The 20380-nt window shown below is 61.6% G+C and carries 16 protein-coding genes and 1 tRNA gene; 10 read left to right on the top strand and 7 right to left on the bottom strand.

The genetic code is table 11. The features are described 5' to 3' along the window. Window positions 1-19: 19 nt before the first annotated feature. Window positions 20-1006: a TraB/GumN family protein gene (locus AACL53_RS03270; RefSeq protein WP_339082441.1), complete on the top strand. Its 987-nt coding sequence runs from the start codon at window positions 20-22 to the stop codon at window positions 1004-1006. Between the two features lie 26 nt (window positions 1007-1032). Beyond that, window positions 1033-1368, top strand: a complete 336-nt coding sequence (locus AACL53_RS03265) for a hypothetical protein (RefSeq protein ID WP_339082438.1) — start codon at window positions 1033-1035, stop codon at window positions 1366-1368. A gap of 211 nt (window positions 1369-1579) precedes the next feature. Here the strand turns inward: AACL53_RS03265 and AACL53_RS03260 are convergent, their stop codons facing one another. Both AACL53_RS03260 and AACL53_RS03255 read right to left on the bottom strand, forming a co-directional pair. Beyond that, window positions 1580-1885 (bottom strand): hypothetical protein, encoded by a 306-nt coding sequence (locus AACL53_RS03260; protein ID WP_339082436.1) that lies wholly within the window; start codon window positions 1883-1885, stop codon window positions 1580-1582. Between the two features lie 798 nt (window positions 1886-2683). After that, window positions 2684-2773, bottom strand: a tRNA-Ser gene (locus AACL53_RS03255). Between the two features lie 129 nt (window positions 2774-2902). Here AACL53_RS03255 and AACL53_RS03250 point away from each other — a divergent pair. Next, a complete protein-coding gene (locus AACL53_RS03250) occupies window positions 2903-3400 on the top strand; it encodes a hypothetical protein (protein ID WP_339082434.1) in 498 nt (165 codons plus the stop codon). Between the two features lie 101 nt (window positions 3401-3501). Next, a complete protein-coding gene (gene msrA / locus AACL53_RS03245; protein WP_339082431.1) occupies window positions 3502-4176 on the top strand; it encodes a peptide-methionine (S)-S-oxide reductase MsrA in 675 nt (224 codons plus the stop codon). A 72-nt stretch (window positions 4177-4248) separates the two neighbouring features. On the opposite strand, the gene mepA is transcribed toward msrA, so the two are convergent. After that, window positions 4249-5742 (bottom strand): penicillin-insensitive murein endopeptidase, encoded by a 1494-nt coding sequence (gene mepA, locus AACL53_RS03240; RefSeq protein ID WP_339082429.1) that lies wholly within the window; start codon window positions 5740-5742, stop codon window positions 4249-4251. A gap of 143 nt (window positions 5743-5885) precedes the next feature. Here mepA and AACL53_RS03235 point away from each other — a divergent pair, with 143 nt between their 5' ends. Both AACL53_RS03235 and AACL53_RS03230 read left to right on the top strand, forming a co-directional pair. Further along, on the top strand, window positions 5886-6596 hold the full coding sequence (locus AACL53_RS03235) for an alpha/beta family hydrolase (RefSeq protein WP_339082427.1): 711 nt from the start codon (window positions 5886-5888) through the stop codon (window positions 6594-6596). Window positions 6597-6684: 88 nt separating this feature from the next. Then, entirely contained in the window at window positions 6685-8337 is a 1653-nt protein-coding gene (locus tag AACL53_RS03230; RefSeq protein ID WP_339082425.1) for a lysine--tRNA ligase, read from the top strand. A 27-nt stretch (window positions 8338-8364) separates the two neighbouring features. Here the strand turns inward: AACL53_RS03230 and AACL53_RS03225 are convergent, their stop codons facing one another. Further along, window positions 8365-10131 carry a DUF262 domain-containing HNH endonuclease family protein gene (locus tag AACL53_RS03225; RefSeq protein ID WP_339082422.1) on the bottom strand — a complete coding sequence of 589 codons (1767 nt, stop codon included), beginning with the start codon at window positions 10129-10131 and terminating at the stop codon, window positions 8365-8367. A 195-nt stretch (window positions 10132-10326) separates the two neighbouring features. Between AACL53_RS03225 and AACL53_RS03220 the strand changes: the two genes are divergently transcribed. From AACL53_RS03220 to pdeM, 4 genes are all read left to right on the top strand, one after another. Next, entirely contained in the window at window positions 10327-10680 is a 354-nt protein-coding gene (locus AACL53_RS03220; RefSeq protein WP_339082420.1) for a DUF952 domain-containing protein, read from the top strand. Beyond that, entirely contained in the window at window positions 10665-11762 is a 1098-nt protein-coding gene (locus AACL53_RS03215; RefSeq protein ID WP_339082418.1) for a quinone-dependent dihydroorotate dehydrogenase, read from the top strand. Before AACL53_RS03220 ends, AACL53_RS03215 begins: the two co-directional genes overlap by 16 nt. A gap of 198 nt (window positions 11763-11960) precedes the next feature. Continuing rightward, window positions 11961-14513, top strand: a complete 2553-nt coding sequence (locus tag AACL53_RS03210; RefSeq protein ID WP_339082416.1) for a ligase-associated DNA damage response DEXH box helicase — start codon at window positions 11961-11963, stop codon at window positions 14511-14513. Further along, window positions 14510-15232, top strand: coding sequence for a ligase-associated DNA damage response endonuclease PdeM (pdeM, locus tag AACL53_RS03205; RefSeq protein WP_339082414.1), 723 nt, complete (start codon window positions 14510-14512; stop codon window positions 15230-15232). Before AACL53_RS03210 ends, pdeM begins: the two co-directional genes overlap by 4 nt. 2 nt (window positions 15233-15234) lie before the next feature. Here pdeM and AACL53_RS03200 read toward each other — a convergent pair whose 3' ends face one another. The 3 genes from AACL53_RS03200 to AACL53_RS03190 all read right to left on the bottom strand — a co-directional run bounded on the left by AACL53_RS03200 (window position 15235) and on the right by AACL53_RS03190 (window position 20049). Further along, window positions 15235-16023, bottom strand: coding sequence for a TIGR02186 family protein (locus AACL53_RS03200; protein WP_339082412.1), 789 nt, complete (start codon window positions 16021-16023; stop codon window positions 15235-15237). Window positions 16024-16034: 11 nt separating this feature from the next. Next, on the bottom strand, window positions 16035-16961 hold the full coding sequence (locus AACL53_RS03195; RefSeq protein WP_339082410.1) for a sulfite exporter TauE/SafE family protein: 927 nt from the start codon (window positions 16959-16961) through the stop codon (window positions 16035-16037). A gap of 196 nt (window positions 16962-17157) precedes the next feature. Then, the gene (locus AACL53_RS03190; protein ID WP_339082408.1) at window positions 17158-20049 is read right to left on the bottom strand and encodes a sel1 repeat family protein; all 2892 of its coding nucleotides are present in this window, start codon (window positions 20047-20049) and stop codon (window positions 17158-17160) included. Between the last annotated feature and the right edge of the window lie 331 nt (window positions 20050-20380).

The following is a 20380-nucleotide window of genomic DNA, read 5'->3' as shown; positions in this document are numbered from 1 at the left end:
GTCCATTCGGACCGCAGCGGTGCTAGCGCTTGCCGTGGCCGCGCAGGCTAATCCTTCGGCTGCCTCGACGAGCGGCTTGGATATCTGTTCGCCGACCAGCGTCCTTTATGAAATCGATCACAACAATCGGCCGCGACTCCAAAAAATTCTCGCCGATGCAAGCCGTGTCGCCAACGGCGAGGCCGTTCTCTGGCGGGTCGAGAAAGATGGCACCGCGCCCTCTCATCTTTTCGGCACGCTCCATGTCATCAACGACAGCATGCAGGAATTATCGCCGGCGACGCGAGCCGCGCTCGACCAATCGAAACTGGTCGCTGTCGAGTCCGCGGAAACGTCGCGAAGTGCCTACTCTCACGCGATGGCGCAAGCAGCCCCGCTCATGGTCTCGACCGATCGCGAGCTTCAAGGAATTTTGGCCGAAGACGAAATCACCGTCGTCGAGAAAGCCATCTCGAATGCGGGATACGCGCCGCAGCTCGCTCTCGCCCTGAAGCCCTGGGTGGCCATCATGTTCCTCGCGGATTCCGAGTGTCAGAAAAAACTGCAGGAGCGCGGCGCGAAATCGATGGATGCGCTCGTGGTCGATCGAGCGACCGAAAAAGGCCTGCCCGTCATCGGCCTTGAGTCGATGTTTGAACAATACCGGTCGCTGGCGACAATCTCGCGCAAGGTGCAAGTCGCATGGCTGAAAGCCAGCATCGAACTCTATCCACGCGTCGACGACATATCGCTGACGATGGCCGAGCTTTATCGCTTCCGGCGTCTTGAAGCCGTTTGGGCGTTGACGCAGGAAATGGCGCCCGGCGCCGGCCTTGACGATGCGACCCTGCTGTCTTTGCGCACCGAACTCGTCGGCAAACGCAATCTGCGAATGTTGGAAAGCGCGATGCCTCTGCTCCGCAACGGCGGCGCCTTCATCGCGGTCGGCGCGATGCATCAAAGCGGGCCGGATGGCCTGGTCGCCCTGCTACGCCAAAGAGGTTTCACCGTCACCGCAGTCGAATGAGATCGATTCCACCGGAGAGGCGAGCAATGAAGCTGATTCAAAAGTCATGTATTTTCGCCGTCGCTTGTACGTTTGCCGTTCCAGTTACCGCCGCAGGTTCCGGAAAGTTCTGCAGAGATGTCGTGAAGAGCGGCGAGGCCTCGGGAAAAACCGAGGAGGAGGCCAAGGCCGCCGCGACGTCTTGGTGGTCGTCTCGCGCCGGCTCGCTCGGCAAGGGATACGAACTCTGGGACCACGCCAAAGACAAATCATTGAATTGTCATCCGGGCCCCTTCGGCGCAGACTTCAAATGCACAGCATCCGCGAAACCGTGCCTTCCCGAAGGACTTTTACCCGACAATCCTCACAAGCTGGATCTTTAGACTTAGGAGGATCCTCATTTGCCGCCTGAAGCGCCGCACACTGCCCTTCGCGGCACGGTCACGGCGGCCACAACATGAGCGATGGCTTCGCGACGAAAACGATCGCCTCCAAATAAGGAAGGCGATGCGTACGGACGGCGCCGCTGCATCGCCCCAAAACCCGGAAGTTGCCCGCCGGGTTTCAAGTAGTCAGAATATCCGAAAGACAGACTTAGTACTGCTTCGGGCACCAGGAAGACGTGGCAGACTTACATGCGACGGGGAAGGCTTTTGCCATTTTTTCCGCCGCAACCCATTCATCCGTATCGACGCTGTTGTTCACGTCGGCGTCCATCGCCGTAAAGGTCGGAGCCGGATCGAGCTTCAGCTTCGCCACGTTTGCCTCCCACTCCGTGCGGCTGATCGAACCGTTGCCATCAGTGTCGATCATTTTGAATTTGTCGCTCCATTCGTTGGCGAGGGCAGCCGTTCCCGAAAGCAGAAAAAGCGAAACGAAAGCGACCCATTTCTTGGTCATTGCGTCTTCTCCCTAACATCGTTTGTTTATCGTCATGACACCGCCAATCGTTGCTGCCAGCAAGCGCTGCGCCCGTTATCGGCGGCTCCACAACGGACGCCTTCACTCGAAGCTTTATCAATGGCAGACCTTCCAAATACACCCGGGACATACTGGTAGGCGGGCCAGGGACGACGGAGATCTGCAGAGGCGAGTTCGCTCTAGTCGCTACGTGCTCTGACGGATTGTAGGACGCGTTGGTCGTTTGGGTCCGAGCCGCGCATATCCGCTGGTCCGCGCGGTGGCGGCCCTCGATCTGTGAATTCGTTACGGTTTGGGGTGCTGTTGCGGACGTGCAATGCACTTACCTGACAACCCAGCAACGTCCGCTTAGCGATGATCAGCTGACGCGCTACTAACCGACATCGGCGATCAATCGGTGGATGTCGGCTTTCTCTGCAAAGCTGACGTGACCAGCGACCGGCGAACCCACGCAGGCTTCCACTGTCAAACGTCGCATTGGCTCGCTGCACCACGCGCGCGGCCGACCGCGCTCCACTCGTCGTCCGTTGATTGACTGCCGAAGCACCCAGCGCTTGCTTCCGACCTGACCGGTTTCAAACCCGCACAGTCTTCTTGACGCCCAGCAGCTTTGAGTTTGGCGACCTTCAGCGCCGCAAACCTATGCGCTGTTCGCACCATCGAGCGAAGCTCGCGGCTTGAGCGAAGCAACCAGCCAGAAAATAAGAGAAAAATGTCTTCTGGGTCACCGCTTAGCCTCGCTTGGCAATTCGGCAGACCCGATGAGCGAGTGCGTCTTGGCGGAGGGGGTGGGATTCGAACCCACGAGACCCTTACGAGCCTACACGCGTTCCAGGCGAGCGCCTTCAACCACTCGGCCACCCCTCCATCGCAATCGCGAAGCAGCGCACTTAACCCATCCGCGCGCCGAGCGCAACGCCGCTCGACAAGTCTTGAGGCTTGACCGCCGCCCGTCGCGGTCACACAAAGGCACCCGGTCAACGAGCAAGTGCGAATATGACCAGCTCAGTGCTACTCAAAATCTTTGCCGGATTGGCCGCATTAGGCGTAATCGCCTATTGTTGCCTATGGTACGCGGCCGGTGAGCCGAGCAATTCCTGGCTTCTGCGCCTGGCGCTGGCCGCCTTCCTGATCACGCTCGTGATGAGCGTCGTGAACCCGGAAACCCGACCCAGACTGATGCTGCGGTTTCTCGCCGCGCTCTTTGCTTTGTTTACGCTGATCGCCTTCGCGGCGGATGTTTCGCGCCCGCCCGTGGACGGCGTCCCAGGGGGGGCCATCTCATTGATGCAGCACCTGCAAACGTGGTCGCCCGCGTTCGTAGCGTCGCTTCAGCGGTCCGCCACGGCAACAGTCGATCCCTTCTTCTGGGACCCGGTGCTGACGTCAGTACTGAACCTGCCGGGAACCGTGATCTTCCTCCTGCTCACGATCGCCTGCGGCTACCTCGGACGGCCGCGCCGCCGTATCCGCATTTTCGCCAACGACTACTGACCGGCCAAATGAACGGCGAGGCCGTGCCGGCCCTGAAACGAAATGGGATGAGCCATCGTATACTGGGCATCATCCGCACAATAATAAGAAGGAGCGAATCCATGTTCGCAAGGAAGCAGGTCGCGATGCCGACCGCCGAGTCTGCGCCGAAGGGTCGCCCGGCCCCGATTCTTAGCCCCGACGCCGAGCACTATCTCTTTTCGCAGCCATTGAACCCGCCCTATCCCGCCGGGCACGAGGTCGCAATATTTGGCCTCGGTTGCTTCTGGGGCGCCGAGCGGCTCTTTTGGCAACTGGGTGAAGGCATCTGGATCACCGCGGCAGGCTACGCAGGCGGCTATACGCCCAATCCGACGTATGAGGAGGTCTGCTCCGGCCGCACCGGCCACACGGAAATCGTGGTCGTCGTCTTCGATCCGAAAGCCATCTCCTACGACACGCTCCTGAAGACGTTCTGGGAAGCCCACGATCCGACCCAAGGCTTCCGTCAGGGGAACGACATCGGCACGCAGTACCGGTCGGCGATCTATACGACGACGCCGGAGCAGCAAGCTGCCGCCGGCGCATCGCGTAAAGCCTACGAAGAAGCGATCGCCGGCAAGGGCTATGGCCCGATCACGACGGAGATCAGGCCGGCCGGTCCGATCTACTTGGCCGAAGGCTACCATCAGCAGTACCTCGCCAAGGTACCGCATGGATACTGCGGTCTAGCCGGAACGGGCGTCGCTTGCCCTAAGCCCGCGAACACCTCGGCGCCTGCGGCAGCGAAGAGCTAAATCGCTAAAGACCTGATCGAAGACTATCAAGGCCGTCAGCCATGCCCAAAGGGGCTGGCAGGCGGCCTTTTTCTATTTCGGATCGACGGTCGCGGCCTTCTTGAAATGCGGACGAAGCGCCGGGCTATTGGCCAAATGCGCCGGAAGCCCCTTCGCGCCCGGCACAGCCGCAGCATTGGCGATCGTCGCGTGAACTGCGGCAGCCTTGGCCAATGTCTTCTTGACCTGCATAGGCGTCATCAGCGCTTCGGGCGGTACAGTGATGGGCTCAGGTCCGGACTCGAGCACGGCTTGGCATTCTTTCGGCAGCTCGGCCAGCATGAGCGGCGGCTTCGGCGGCTTCACTCCCGAAACCGGAGGCGGCACGGGCTCAAGCGGCACCTTCGACGGAACCACTTTCGCCAGCCACTGATCCACTTCCTTCCCGCAACCATCGTCCCCCGTCGGCGGCGGTTGCGGCGCGCAGCCCGCAAAACCCTCCGGGCATTTGATGCGCATGTGGAAGTGGTAGTAATGCCCGAACCACGGCCTCACCTTGCCGAGCCACTTACGGTCCGTATCTTTGGTCTGGCAAAGCGCCTTCTTGATCGCAGGATGAACGAAGATGCGCTCGACCTCGGGATAAGACGCCGCCCGCTTGATGAGCGCGGTCTGCTTTTCGGTGAAAATCTGCGGATCGACGGCAACGCTCGTGGCATCCAGCATCGACGTTGCCTGCATCTCCTCGCGTTCTTTCGGAGTGAGACGGCGATCCGGCATCGGCGTCAGCCAGATATCGGCATCGAGTCCGATCTGGTGGCTGGCGTGCCCGGTGATCATCGGGCCACCGCGCGGCTGTGCGATGTCGCCAACCAGCAGTCCCGGCCAGCCGTCGAGCTTTTGCGCATCCTTTGCGAAACGCTCGACGAGCGCGATCAGCTTCGGATGGCCCCAGTTGCGATTGCGCGACAGCCGCATCTCCTGCCAGGCAGGACCGTCGATCGGCAACGGCACGGCGCCCGCCAGGCAACCGCGAGCATACGTTCCGATGGCACGCGCTTCGAGCGGGGCCGGAACCTTGGCCGCGCCGAAAAGATTTTTTGCCCCGATGAATTTCGGCCAGACGGGCGTTTTGGACGGCTCAGCCTGTTCGGTCCCCGGAATAGGCTCGACCTTGATCGAGATCGGACGAGCCTTCGAGGAACTGGGCGCCGCGCCCGACGGATGTTTCGTCGTCACCGATCCCGTGGTCGTATCGCTCGACGGGGCAGCCGGCGTCGCGGTTGTTGCCTGCGACTCCTCGCCTTCCGGCCCACTCTCATTCGAATTCGTCAGCACTCCGCCTCTTGGCACGAAAGCCGGTAGCTGCACGTGATGACCTGTATCGGCGGGATTGCCCGCATCGGGACGAACCGGATCGGGCGCAACCGGAACGCCGCTCGCGTCATCGACCCGCAGCGGGTCGGCACGGAGCAGTCCGATGAAATCCAGCACTGAAAGCGGCATGCCTGGCGATTGGAGCAGCGGAGCCCAAACCATGGCCATCGCACAGAAGACCGCGAGCACCAGTAACCTTGCGGCCCTCATGCTTTGTCCCCGTTTTTTGACATCGCTCATCCTAGACCATTCTCGGGCGAAATTCTGGCCCAAAAGCGATTTCAGTTGCAGTGTTGCCCAGCGCCACATTAACGAACCATGGATAGCGGCATTAGCTCCATTGCGAACACATTATGAAACGCCTTCAGAAGGTTACCGAAGCCGTCAGCGCCGAGACGACAACGAAGGCAACGCCCGCGTTTCGTATCGAGAGCGGCCCATCCACTGCCGAAACTCGTCTGATTTTAGCGCATGGAGCCGGGGCGGGGATTACATCTTCGTTCATGGAATCGTTTGCCGCGCTTCTCGGTGAACGGGGGATCACCCTCACGCTCTTCGAATTTGCATACATGGCGAGCCGCCGCGAAGGCGCCCCGAAGCGGCCGCCGCCCAAAGCCGAGAAACTGATCGGCGAGTACCGGGACTTGGTCAGCGCCGTCGCCAGCGAAAATCCGCACCAAAAGCTCTTTATCGGCGGCAAGTCCATGGGTGGGCGCGTCGCGAGCATGCTGGCTGATGAGCTTTACGAAGAGAAGACGATCAGCGGTCTCGTCTGCCTCGGCTACCCGTTTCACGCGCCCGGCACGCCCGACAAGCTGCGCACCGAGCATTTGAAACAGCTTCGCTGCCCAGCTTTGATCGTCCAAGGCGAGCGCGATCCGTTCGGAACCAAAAGTGAAATCGAAGCAATCCGGCTGTCCAAGAAAATCACTTTCGCCTGGATGAGCGACGGCGATCACGATTTCGGTCCGCGCGGGAATTCCGGGTTCACCCGCAAGGGCAACCTTGCGGCCGCCGCAGACGCCGTTGCGGCATTTATCGCGGCGCATTCGGCCGCGCGTTGACGCTGACCTCCGGGACACCTACGGTGCGCGCCTTCGCCGCAAAGCAAGCCTTTGTAATATCAACCACACCCGACCGCAGCAGCATCAGATGACCGCACTCGTCTTCACCCCCGAGCAGGCCGCAGCCAGCAAAGACTCCAAGGCTTGGCCGTTCGAAGAAGCACGCCGGCTCATCAAACGCCTCGAGCTCCTGCCCGACGGCGACACAAAAACCGTCCTCTTCGAAACGGGATACGGTCCGTCCGGACTCCCTCACATCGGCACCTTCGGCGAGGTGGCGCGCACGACAATGGTGCGCCATGCGTTCGAGACGCTGACCGAAGGCAAGCGCAAGACGCGCCTCCTCTGCTTCTCCGACGATATGGACGGCATGCGGAAAATTCCGGAGAACGTCCCGGACCGGAAAGCGCTAGAGCCTTACCTGCAGATGCCGTTGACGTCGGTGCCCAATCCATGGGGCGGCGACTCCGCAAGCTTCGGCGATCACAACAACGCCATGCTGCGCCGGTTTCTCGACACCTTCGGCTTCGATTACGAATTCGCGAGCGCCACCGAGTATTACAAGTCCGGCCGCTTCGATGAAGTTCTCCTGCGCGCCGTCGAACGCTACGACGACATCATGAAGGTCATGCTGCCGACACTCGGCGCAGAACGGCAGGCAACATACAGCCCCTTCCTTCCCATTTCGCCGAAGAGCGGCCGTGTCCTGTACGTCCCGATGAAGAAGGTGGACCCAAAGACCGGAACCATCACGTTCGAGGACGAAGACGGCAAGGATATCACGCTGCCGGTCACCGGCGGCCAGGTAAAACTCCAGTGGAAGCCGGATTTCGGCATGCGGTGGGTCGCCCTCGGCGTCGACTTCGAGATGTTCGGCAAGGACCACCAGACGAACGCGCCGATCTACGACAAGATCTGCGAAATCCTCGGTGGCGTTCCGCCCGAACACTATGTGTACGAGCTGTTCCTCGACGACAAAGGCGAGAAGATTTCGAAGTCGCGTGGCAACGGCCTGACGATCGACGAATGGCTGACGTACGCGTCGCCCGAAAGCTTGGCGCTCTTCATGTATCAGAAGCCGCGAAGCGCCAAGCGGCTGTATTTTGACGTCATCCCGCGCGCAGTCGACGAATACCTGCAATTCCTGTCCGGCTATCAGAAGCAAGAAGCGAAGCAGCAGATCGACAACGCCGTCTGGCACATCCACAACGGCGCGCCGCCGAAGCCTGAAATTCCCGTCACGTTTGGCTTGCTGCTCAACCTCGTTTCGGTTTCGCACGCTCACAACAAGGACGTGCTGTGGGGCTTCCTCGGCCGCTACGCGTCCGGAGCGAAGCCGGAAGACAATCCGATCATCGATAAGCTCGCCGGCTACGCGATCCGCTACTATGAAGACTTCGTGAAGCCGACGAAGAAGTTCCGCACGCCCGACGATGTCGAGATCGCGGCGCTCGAAAGCCTCGACAAGGCGCTCGCGGCGCTCCCCCCCAACAGCGACGGCGACACGATCCAGAACGCCTTGCTCGACGTCGGCCGCGCCATCCCGCGCTATCAGGATCCGACGAAGACCAGCCCGACGGGCGGACCCGGCGTCAAGCTCGATTGGTTCCAGGCGATCTACGAAATCCTGCTCGGGCAGGAGCGCGGGCCGCGCCTCGGCACGTTCGTCGCGCTCTATGGAATTCCCGAGACCCGCGCCCTGATTGCCAAGGCACTCAGCGGCGCGCTCGCCAGCGCGTAGCCGCAACCAGGATCGCGGTTTCGGGGCTTAAACGAGCGGCGTCGCAGCCTCGGATTCTTCCGCCGCTTTTGCCGCGCGCGTTCCGGACTTCTGTCCAAGAATGTCGACGCGCCAGATCCGGTCGATCAATCCGACGAGCCGCTGCTCGCGCGTTTCGATCTGCCCGCGCCGCCATTCGCGCTCACCGAGCACATCGCGCGTAATCGCGAGCATCGAGGCTTGGCTCGACCCTTTCGAATAAATCTCTTTCTTGTCGTCCCACGACGCGTTGCGAGCGCGGTCATTGTCCTGCTGGGTGATCAGCACGAGATTGCCGAGGCTTTCGACGAGCTGCGCGCGCTCCTCTGCACTGGGGAACAATTGCCGCCACGAGCTCGAGGCAGCGGGCCGCTGCGGCAGCACGTGCTCGATCGTATATTGATCGGGGTCGACGGCATCCATCCCGCCCGACAATTCGTCTCCGAGCCGCAGCAGAAGCAGCTTGCAAACCTTCGGATTGCGCTTGTGAAAATCTTTGAGATGAAACGCGATGCCGCGCACTTCGTCCCGCGTCAATTGCAGAACGGGATGCGATTTGTCGATCGGCTCGCCTGAGCGAATGACCTTGACGAGCTCCGAGAACCGGCGAACGCGTTTCCCTGACCCCGCGCACAAAAGGCGGGTCAGCATGGCGAGCCGCTCGATCTCGCCGAGCAGAAATGCGGCTCGTGCTGGATCGCGCTTCCAATCCTTGAGCGCGAAAATCGCGGCCGGCGCCCAATCGGCCTCCGGCAGGCGGTTGAGGTATGCAAGCGTCGACTGCATCTCTCGCGGCAACACGCCGGCGCCTCCGCTGCGAACGATCGCATACGACTTGGCGAGCGGCAGAAAAACATCCTTGAAGAACGCCTCCGAGCCGCCGGAATCGCGAATGACCTGGCGCACCCCCGAAACGATCTGCAACCGCCCGTGACCGTAGATGGTCCTGAGATGGGCGAAAAACGCCTCGAACCCTTCCCCGAGTTCCACGCTCATTTCATCCCACATCGCGACGGCCCACTTGGCGTCGTTGGCCGACATGCGCGCGAGGATGTCGGACTTCAGAATGTCGTTGCGCTGCAGCTTTCTGCCTCGCTCGTTCAAAACGACGAACATCTGGTGGGAGCGGTCGATATCATTGCCGACGATGACAACCACGAAGCATCGGTCCGCGATGAAATCGGCAAGCGCCGCGCGGTCGGTGTTGGTCAGTTCCGCAAGCACGGTCTTGAAGCGGTCGCGCACGTCGAGAAGCGTCGCTTCGGGAAGCGAGGGCGATTGAATGTCGGCCGGCAGCACCGAGCTGCCCGGCAACAAGACGTTGTCTTCGAAAACGGCGCGTTCACGCGTCGAAAGGTGCAGCCGGAAACGCTCCGTGCGGAAGAACCGCGTGCCCAGCTGGGCGACAAGCATTCCCTGAACGCGTTTCGCTACTGTCTTTCGTGCGTCGGTTTCGAGGTCCCGCAGCACGGCGAGCAGCGTCATCAATGTGACGAGGCGCTGCTGCCCATCGATCACTCCGAATTCGCGCGGGGTCATCTTGGGCGACAGCTTCGCCGTTTCAGCCCCTGGCGCATCCATCAACACCACGGCGCCGAGGAAGTAAGCAGGTTCCGGCTGGTCGTCGGAGGAGATACCGGCGGCTTCCAGAAGATCGTCGAGGAGTTGTTCGGCCTGCTCTCGTCCCCAGGAATAGGGCCTCTGGAAAAGCGGGATATTCAGTAGGTAAGGACCGGACAACAATTCTGAAATGCTTAGCGATGCCGTAGGATACACGAATACCACAACCCTCTTGACTGCCGTTTGCGGGCCCGAGTATTTCGCCTGCGGCTATTAACACGCACCCCGCCAAACTGTTGCGTGCCTAGCCATCCGTGATAGCAACGATCATGCACCAGCGCCACACCCCGGCCGTTGCTTCCGACAATTGGATGATATCTTTTCACACGCATCCGCAAAGTCCAAAATAGAATGAAAAAAATCGTCTACAAAATTGCCACGGCCGCCGAATGGTCGGGCGCAATTGCAAAAGGGAATTATGAAGGATCGCTCGACGACAAGCGAGACGGATTCATTCATCTGTCACAACAGGACCAGTTGTCCGGCACATTAGAAAAACATTTCAAAGGCAAAGGGGATCTCGTTCTCATTGCATTCGAGGCGGCCGCACTAGGCGCTGATCTCAAATGGGAACAATCTCGCGGAGGCGAGCTTTTCCCTCACCTCTACTCCGCTCTTCCCGTTTCTGTGGCTTTATGGGAGCGGCCATTGCAAAAAAATAGCGACGGCGTTCACTGCCTTGACGAGGAATGGTTCGCGTGCTGACAGGCATTTACCGGCTGACGCGCCCGGCGCTATTTGCGCTTGCTCCCGAGGAAGCACACGAACTCACCGTGCGCGCGCTCGAATGCGGACTTTATCCGCGCGCCTTCGGCGCCGACGATCGCGTGCTCTCGCAAACGGTGTTTGGATTGGAATTCAAAAATCCGGTCGGCATCGCCGCCGGTTACGACAAGGACGCCCGCGTACCCGATGCCATGCTCGGCATGGGCTGCGGTTTCGCTGAGATCGGCACCGTCACCCCGCACCCGCAAAGCGGCAATCCGAAGCCGCGTGTCTTCAGGCTCGTTGAGGACAACGCCCTCATCAACCGGCTCGGCTTCAACAATGGCGGCCACGCCGCAGCTCTCGCGCGTCTCGAAGCGCGAATGAACCGCGGTGGCATCGTCGGCGTCAATATCGGAGCCAATAAAGACAGCGTCGACCGCGGCGAAGACTACGTGTTGGGCCTGTTGCGGTTCAACTCGGTCGCCAGCTACTTCACCGTCAACATCTCCTCACCGAACACACCCGGGCTTCGCGATCTCCAGGCGCCCGCCGCGCTTGAGGCGCTGCTCGCGCGCATCATGGCCGCGCGGACAAGGTTGACCGACGACGGCGCGCAGCGGCGTCCGATCGTCGTCAAAATTTCCCCCGACATCGCCGCCGATGACATCGCTCCGATCGTAGAAAAGCTCGTCGCCTACGACGTGGACGCGATCGCCGTGTCGAACACGACCTTGTCGCGCGACGGCTTGAAGTCGCGTGATGCGCGCGAAGCCGGTGGCCTTTCCGGCCGCCCCGCCTTTCAGCGCTCGACAGCCATGCTCGCCCGTATTTTCAAGCAGACCGAAGGCCGGATCCCGCTCATCGGCATCGGCGGCATCGACAGTGGCGAGCGGGCGCTCGAAAAAATCGAAGCCGGCGCCACATTATTGCAGCTTTACACGGGCCTTGTGTACGAAGGCCCGAGCCTCATCGGGGAGATCAAATCTTACCTCGCGAAGACGCTGCACGCAGGCGCACACGCGAACCTCGCCGCAATCCGAGGCCGCCGCGCTCACGACTGGGCGAAACGGCCGCTTTAATTCCCGCGTTTTTTTCGACGTCTTTCGAAGCTTCAGCAGGTATAACGGCTGGGTTGCCCATAAAAGCGATTTAGAGTGACCTGAGCCAATTTGCCGAAGCCAAAATTGAGCGTGCCGCGCAAATCCACCAGGAAGCCGGAAACGGCCGAACGGCCTTCCGCAAAAGACGGCGCGCGTAAGCCCCGGAGCGCCCCGCTGATGGCATCGACGGCGGAGAAAAAGACCCGCCGCACGCACTCACCTCGCGCGACAGAACCTCTGCCCGCCGAGATCGCCGCGTGGTTCGCAAAGCGCGGTTGGAAACCACGTCCTCACCAGCTCGCCCTTCTCGATGCCGCACGCGAGCGCCGCTCGACGTTGCTGATCGCGCCGACCGGCGCCGGTAAAACGCTCGCAGGCTTTCTTCCGAGCCTCATCTCGATCCACAACGGCGAAAAGAAGAAGATCGGCGCAGGATTATTCACGCTCTACATTTCGCCGCTCAAAGCGCTGGCGGCCGACGTCGAACGGAACCTGACGCACCCGATCGAAGAAATGGGCCTCAAGGTCCGCACCGAAACGCGCACGGGCGACACGTCCCTTGCACGCCGGCAGCGCCAGCGCGTGAAGCCGCCGCAGATCATGTTGACGACGCCGGAGCAAGTCGCCCTGCTCCTCAGTCACCCCGACGCGCCCTACATGTTCGCCGATCTCGATACGATCATCCTCGATGAGCTGCACGCGCTTGCAGCCTCGAAACGCGGCGATCTCCTCGCGCTCGATCTGGCGCGCCTGCGCAGAATCGCGCCGAACGTCATGACGATCGGATTGTCGGCGACGGTCGCGCGCCCTAGCGAACTTCGCGGCTACCTCGTCGCGCAAACGGAGCCCGAGGAGGTGACGCGCCTGTCCGACATCGTCACCGTCAAAGGCGGCGCGAAGCCGGTCATCCAAATTCTCGAAGCCGAAAACGAAATTCCCTGGACCGGCCACACGGCACGTTACGCGATGCGCGAAGTCTATGAAGCCATCGTCCGGCACAAGCTGTCGCTCGTTTTCGTCAATACGCGCATGCAGGCCGAATTCGCATTCCAGGAACTCTGGCGCATCAACGACGACAACCTGCCGATCGGCTTGCACCACGGATCGCTCGAAGCCGCCCAGCGCAAGAAGGTCGAAGCCGCGATGGCCGAAGGCCGTCTGCGCGCCGTCGTCGCCACATCGACGCTCGATCTCGGTATCGACTGGGGCGATGTCGATCTCGTCATCCATCTCGGCGCGCCGAAAGGTGCGAGCCGGCTGCTGCAGCGGATCGGCCGCTCCAACCATCGGCTCGACGAGCCGTCCCAGGCGATTTTGGTCCCGGGTAATCGCTTCGAGGTTCTCGAATGCCGGGCAGCCCAACAGGCGGCGGAAGCCGGAGATCAGGATGCCACGCTATCGCGCGTCGGCGCGCTCGACGTCTTAGCGCAGCACGTTCTCGGCATGGCGTGCCAGGCGCCGTTCAATCCGGATACGCTATTCGACGAAGTGCGCTCGGCGCTTCCCTATGCGGGCCTGACGCGAAATCAATTCGACCGCACGGTCGACTTCGTCTCGACAGGCGGCTACGCGCTGAAGTCCTACGAACGCTTTGCCAAACTGAGACCGGCGGAAGACGGCAAGCTCCGCGTCGCCAATCCACGCATCGTCCAACAATACCGCTTGAATATCGGCACCATCGTCGACGCCCCTCATCTCAAGGTGCGCCTCGTCTCAGGCCGCGGTGGCAAGAAAAATGTTGCCCGCATCGGTGGGCGCGTCCTTGGCGAAGTCGAAGAATATTTCGCCGAGCAGCTGACACCCGGCGACACGTTCGTCTTTGCCGGTCAAGTCCTTCGCTTCGAAGGCATCAGGGACACCGAAGTTTTCGTCTCCCGTGCCGCCGCTGAAGATCCGATGGTGCCGAGCTACGACGGCGGAAAATTTCCGCTGTCGACCCATCTGGCGAAACGCGTGCGCGACATGCTCTCCGACCCGAGCGTCTGGTCGGGCCTGCCAAACCCCGTCGCGAATTGGCTGGAATTGCAGACCGAACGCTCCGTCATCCCGGCGTCTGACGAAGTTCTCATCGAAACATTCCCGCGCGGCAATCGACACTTCCTTGTCGCCTATCCGTTCGAGGGCCGTCTCGCGCATCAGACGCTCGGCATGCTGCTCACGCGACGCCTCGACCGCATCGGGGCAAGGCCCGTCGGCTTCGTCGCCAACGATTACGCGCTGGCCGTTTGGGCGCACGACGACATTTCGAGCCTCATCTCCAACGGCCGCCTTTCGCTCGAAGAACTCTTCGACGAAGACATGCTCGGCGACGATCTCGACGCCTGGCTCGCCGAAAGCGCGCTCATGAAGCGCACGTTCCGCTTATCCGCCGTCATCGCCGGATTGATCGAGCGCAGGCATCCGGGCAAAGTTAAATCCGGCCGGCAGGTGACGATCTCGACCGATCTCATCTATGACGTGCTTCGGCGGCACGATCCCGGACACTTGCTGCTGGAGTCCGCCTGGGCCGACGCTGCCACGGGGCTCCTCGATATCAAGCGGCTCGGCGCTTTTCTGGCTCGCATCAAGCACCGAATCAGACATCAGATTCTCGATCATGTATCTCCGCTCGCCGTACCGGTGCTGCTGGAGATCGGAGTTGAGCTGGTTTATGGCCAAGACCGTGACGCAATTTTGCGCGATGCCGCTGACGAGTTGATCCGCGAAGCAACGGGGGATGTGCGGACATGAACATGCTGAAGCCGGAGCGCATCGGGCTCGACGATTTCGCCGATCAACCTGTGCTCGTTTGCGGCAAAACTTTCGTCGCGCACAAATCAGGCGCACTGTACTGGCCGGCCGAGAAGGCGTTGATCGTTTCCGATCTCCATCTCGAAAAGGGCTCGTCCTATGCCGTGCGCGGCCAAATGCTGCCGCCCTACGACACACGCGAAACGCTCCACAAGCTCGCGATCCTGATCGACAGGTACGACCCTGAAACGGTCATCTGCCTCGGCGACAGCCTCCACGATCAGGCCGGCGCCGCACGCATGGACACAGCCGACGTCGAAAGCCTCCGCATACTTCAGGACAATCGCGACTGGATCTGGATCACCGGCAATCACGATCCGCGGATCGATCGCATGCTCGCAGGATATGTGTTGCCCGAGATCGTCGTCGGCGGCATCGCGTTGCGCCACGAGCCGCACGCCGGAGCTTCCACGCACGAGATCGCGGGACACTTCCATCCCGCAGCCCGCCTCGTATTCCACGGAACGTCGTTGCGCCGTCCCTGCTTCGTCGGCAACCGCCTCCGCCTCGTCATGCCCGCATTCGGCGCATTCACCGGAGGCCTGAACATTCTCGATGTTGCATTCGAACCGCTGTTCGGTGCGGATGGCCTCGACGTCTGGATGCTCGGCCACGAGGGCCTCTATCCCGTCGCTCCGCGCCTGCTGCGCGAAGATTGAACCTACGCGGGCTTGCGGAAAGCGAAGGCGGCCGTCAGTCCAGCTGCTGCCGCGAGCAGAACCGTCACAAGGCCATAGGCGAGCGGTTGCGAGATCGCGAAATTATGGATGAACCGCTCGATACCTTCACGCTGCAGCATCACGCGGCTCTGGTACTGGCCGAGCAGCTTTCCCTCCTTGAACAGGTAGACGCGCGCGGTCAGCGGGCCGACGGGCACGTTCGGCGGCAGCGAAATCGTTGCACGAAACAGGCTGCGGCCGATGAACGTGACGCCGAAGTCCCGTCTGACGTAAACGCCTTGCGCCTCCTTCAGGCGGATCAGAGCATCCTTGAACGACCGCACGGTGGCGGCATCCACGTCGGCATCCCGCGCATGAGCCATGTGCACGTGGTCGAAGCCGATCTGGTTCGCATCTAAAATGGCCTTGTCAGTGATCTCATCGATCGGCCGCGTCGAAGCGATCGCATAGTAGCTCGGGACCGATGCGAACATCAGAGATGAGGTGTTGATCCAGATACCGGCAACACGCGATTTCTCTCGCACCACCACCGGCGCAGGCATGCCCTCGACCACGATGATGATGTCGTAGGTTCCAGCCTCGGGACTTGGCTGCACGCTGTTTTCGACCGTGCCGAAAACCAGAATTTCCGTGCCCGTGAAACTCGAAGTGATCGCGACCTGCCGCGTTGATGCGTCAGCCTCCACACCCTCCTTCGGCCTGTCGGCAGCAGCAGCTCCGCCGGCAATCGCGAACATCAAGACCATCACTGCGCAAAGGCGCTGAAGCATCCGGGTGCACATCATGGCGCCCCCGGCACGAGCGCGAGCGAATATAAGTCGCTGGGCCGCACAGCGAGATCGAAAGCCATGCGAGCAGCAACAAGCAGGATCAGCGCACCGAGCAGAACACGCAAATGCTCGCCACGAAGCTTCTCGCCCGCCATCGTGCCGAATTGCGCGCCCAGAACGCCGCCCGCGATGAGGATCGCGGCAAGGACGATATCGACCGACTTGTTTTCAACAGAGTGCAGCACCGTCGCCGTAGCGGAAACAAACACGATTTGAAAAAGCGATGTCCCGATGACGAGACCTGTCGGCACGCGCAAGAGGTAAATCAACGCCGGGATCATGACGAAGCCGCCGCCGATGCCCATCATCGCCGAGATGAAGCCGACGAACATGCCGATGACGACAGGCGGTACAGCGCTCGTATAGAGCTTCGACCGCGGAAACCGCATCTTGAACGGCAAACGCTCGATCCAGCTGTGCTGACCCGGTTTACGCAACGAAGAGCCGCCCGGCGCGCGCGGCTTTCGCGAGGCGTTTATGCCCTCGATCAGAATAATCGTTCCGACCGTGCCGAGAAAAATCACGTACGTCAGCGAAACAGTTAGCTCGAACAGGCCCCTCGCCGTCAGTATCCTCACGAAATTGACGCCGAGATAAGTTCCGACGAGGCCGCCCGCCAGCATGACGAGCCCGAGCTTCACATCGACATTGCCGCGCCGATGTTGCGTCATAGCGCCGGAAACGGATGACGCGACGACGTGAGACGTGCTGGTCGCGATCGCAACGCCCGGCGGTATGCCGAGAAACGTCAAGAGCGGCGCCAGCAGAAATCCGCCGCCGACACCGAACAGCCCCGAGAGAAAACCTACAGTCGCGCCGAGTGCCAGAAAGGTGATGACGGAAACCGACATCTCGGCAATCGGCAGATAAAGGGTCATCCGGCGGTCCTGGGCGGCGAGCGGCGCAGAAAGGGAGGGCGTCTCGGAAAGATTGCGCTAAGGGACACCAATCGGCGAGGCACGGCAAGCACCGGCGCCATTATGGCGTGTCACAACCCGTCACAATATGATCGTCGAACTCTTCCATCGATTGCAGCTCTGCCGGGCGCCCTCTTCCCCCGCAGACCGAAGGCCGCTAGCCGTTCATGCCGTTTTTCGGGTTGTTCTTCCAGATTTCGCCGGCCGTACGGGCATCGTTGATGTCACGGCTCGACGGAGAAGGCTTCCAAGCCGCGATCATCTTGTCAGCGACCTTCACCTCTTCGGCAGTCAATTTGCCGCGAAGGATATCGCGCCGCCGTACCGCATCGGCGTCGCCGCCGCGAGCCGCGATCGAAAGCCACATGAACGCCCGTTTCATGTCCCGCGTCACACCGAGACCGTTTTCGTAGAGCACCGCAAGGTTGAACTGACTGTCCGCCAGACCACGCTGTGCGGCTGCCTCGAACCACTGCGCGGCCGTCGTATAGTCGGGAGACTGGTCGCTCTGATTGGCGCTGAGCACCGCAAGATTGTGCATCGCCTTGATGTTGCCCTGCGCCGCCGCGCGCTGATACCAGACTGCCGCCTGCGCCGCGTCGGGCTTCAGCCCGAGACCACGCTCATAGAGCGTGCCGAGCCGGTACTGCGACTGCGCGAAGCCCTGATCGGCCGACCGCTGATACCATTTCGCGGCATCCTGGAAGCTCTGCGTCGTGCCCTTGCCTTCCGCGAGACGAGCGCCGACTTCGAATTGCGCCGAAGGATCGCCGTTGGCCGCCGCGAGACGCAGTGACAGCGGACCGACGGTCGCGGGCGGCATGTCGAGCGGCGATGATTTCGACCCACTCGTCTGCGACGCGCTGGACTTCGACGTAACTTCCGTAACCGACCCGGTAGTGAGGTCGGCTTTCGCGCCTTCGGTCTCAGCTGCGCTCGGCACCATCGAAGCCGGAACGGCAGCCCCGTCACCCGACCGGGCAGCCGCGTCGCCGAGCTGACCGGACATCTCAGCCATCGCTTGATGACGCCTCGCCTGTTCGAGCCCCGCCGCCGTTACAGGCTGATCGAGATCGACGGCCACGCCAAGCATCGGCAAAGCCGTGGTGCGCCGGGGCGCAGCATCGGATGCAGTATTTTCGCGCCGGCCGTCGCCCGGCATGAGATCGCCGCGCGGTCCGTTCGCGCCAAGCGATGGGTCGGCCGCCTTGTCCTCATGGCCTGCGGGAGACGAAGATGCGGGCACCGATTTGGCTGCATCCGTCGACCCGCTGGTGTCGGCGCCGTTTGCCTGCGGAGACGTTCCGGGCTCGACCTGCTGCACGCTGGAAGGCTCGCTCACGTGGCCTTTGCCGAAACCGAACGTGTACCAAAGGCTCCCCAGCGCAACGAGAGCAACTGCCGCAATCAACATGAGCCGTGGCGATGGCGCCGATGGACCCGACGCTTTTTTCGACGGCACGGCAGCCGGGCGAATGGGCCGGCTTCCGGCAGGCGGCGCCGCCATGGGTCCCTCGGAGGCCGACGACGAGATCGAGACGGACGCCACTGGCTCGCCCGCAATTTCGGCTTGCTCGGCCGCAAGGCGCATCTTGGCGCGCCGGGCATCGGCAACGAAATCCTGACGGCTCTTCTCACCCCTGCGAGCAGCCTCTTCAGATGCTCCGGAAGCCTCGCGCGGCCCTGCCAAAGCGGAAGCGACCGAAGGTCTCGCAGAAATTTCCGCGAAGACCGCGCCCAGCGCTTCGTCGATGTCGTCATCGTCGACCTCGACCAGCTCCGGACGGCGCCCAGCTTCGCCGCCAAACGTTCCGCTGCGATACTGGCGGCTGTCGGGCGCCGGCGAAGTTGCGGCCTGCTGACCGAATTCGATTGAATCAACACGATCCAAAAGACGGATCATGGCTTGCTGCATTGTATCGAGAAGCGCTGCGGTCTGCTCTTCTCCCTGACGATTTTGCGACATCATCCGCTCGATCAGCGGACGCAGCTCGTCGGCCGCCGAATGCCGGTCGTCACCACGAAGATCGGCGAAACGTTGAGCCGTCTGCTCGGCCGCCGCCCGTGCGATCGCATCGAGATCGGGAGCACGCTGCACCGGCACCGCGCCGGTGACCGCGTCGATCGGCACACCCTGGACATCGGCGAGCGTATGCGAAATGCTCGCAAGCTGCGCCTCGATGATGTTGAGCCGTTCCAGCTGATCCTGCGTCTGCACGAGATGATTGACCACCTCGGCGACATGCGACTCGATCAAGTGAACGGCCGCGAGATCGTCGTGCGTCGCGACGCCCGCGAACAGCTTCGCGAACTGCCGCTCGAACTGATCGAACCGTTGACTGATCTCTGAAATGCCGTTGTCGGGCCGCATCGCTGCGAGCGACTGCTCGATGCCCTGAGCGATCTCGGCGAACTTGCCCTCGAGCCACGCCTCGTCGATGCCCTGCTGGCTCCCTGCGCGCGCAACGGAACCGCTGGAGTAATGCACTTTCGGCGCGAAATTCACGTCACCAGTCTCGTAGAGACCGGCCAAGGCGTCGGCTGCCGCGCGATCCCAGGGATCGGTCGCATCGCCGGGCACGGAGTCGATGACGTCGAAGGTATCGACGCCCGGCGCGCGCTTCGAAATGTCGTCATCGCGATCTCGCGCATCGCTATGCGCCGAGCGCAGCGCCATCGGCATCGGCATCGCCGATCCGTAGGGGTCATTGAACCGCGACGAACCGGAGAACGGCCGCTTGTCATTTGCGGTCGTCTTTCCCTCGGCCGGATCCGACAACCGCTGTGCGAGTTCCGCCATCGCCGATTCGATGCGTACGAACGCAGGCGCAAATTCTTCCGGAACCCGAGGACGGAGCGCGTCCGCTTCACGACCCATTCCGTCGATGCGCTCTTGCATTTCGGCGAGTGCTGCCGTGTGGCGCCTGTCCGCGTCTACGAGCTGAGCGGCAATCACATCGAGCATTGCCTTGAGTTCGGCGCGATTGTCGTCGCCGCTGCTCGCGTCCTGGTCTTGCGAGTAGCCGGCACTCAATTCCGAATTCGACATTTTCCCCTCGAGGCAACGCGATGCTGACGGTCCGGGAGAACGCAATGTCAGCGAGATAGGGACATCGCAGGCGTCCTTACCGCGCGGGGCAAATTGCGAACGTGAGGACGCGGCACAAATCAGGCTCGAAGCAACAATCGAAGCACGCCAGTAAACGCGGGGTTAAGGGCCGTGCTAAAATGATAAAAATATTCAATTACAATATCTTATTTGGCCTGCCCGCGATCGTGCAAATGACTCCAGTCGAACAAATTTCGCCGCGACCGGGCAATGATTCGGCAACTGCGAGCACAACCATTGCCTTGTGATGCCGATACACCGCACCATTTGC

The organism is Hyphomicrobium sp. ghe19, assembly GCF_902712875.1.
Taxonomy (GTDB): domain Bacteria; phylum Pseudomonadota; class Alphaproteobacteria; order Rhizobiales; family Hyphomicrobiaceae; genus Hyphomicrobium_B.
This window is presented reverse-complemented; position numbering and strand designations above follow the sequence as displayed.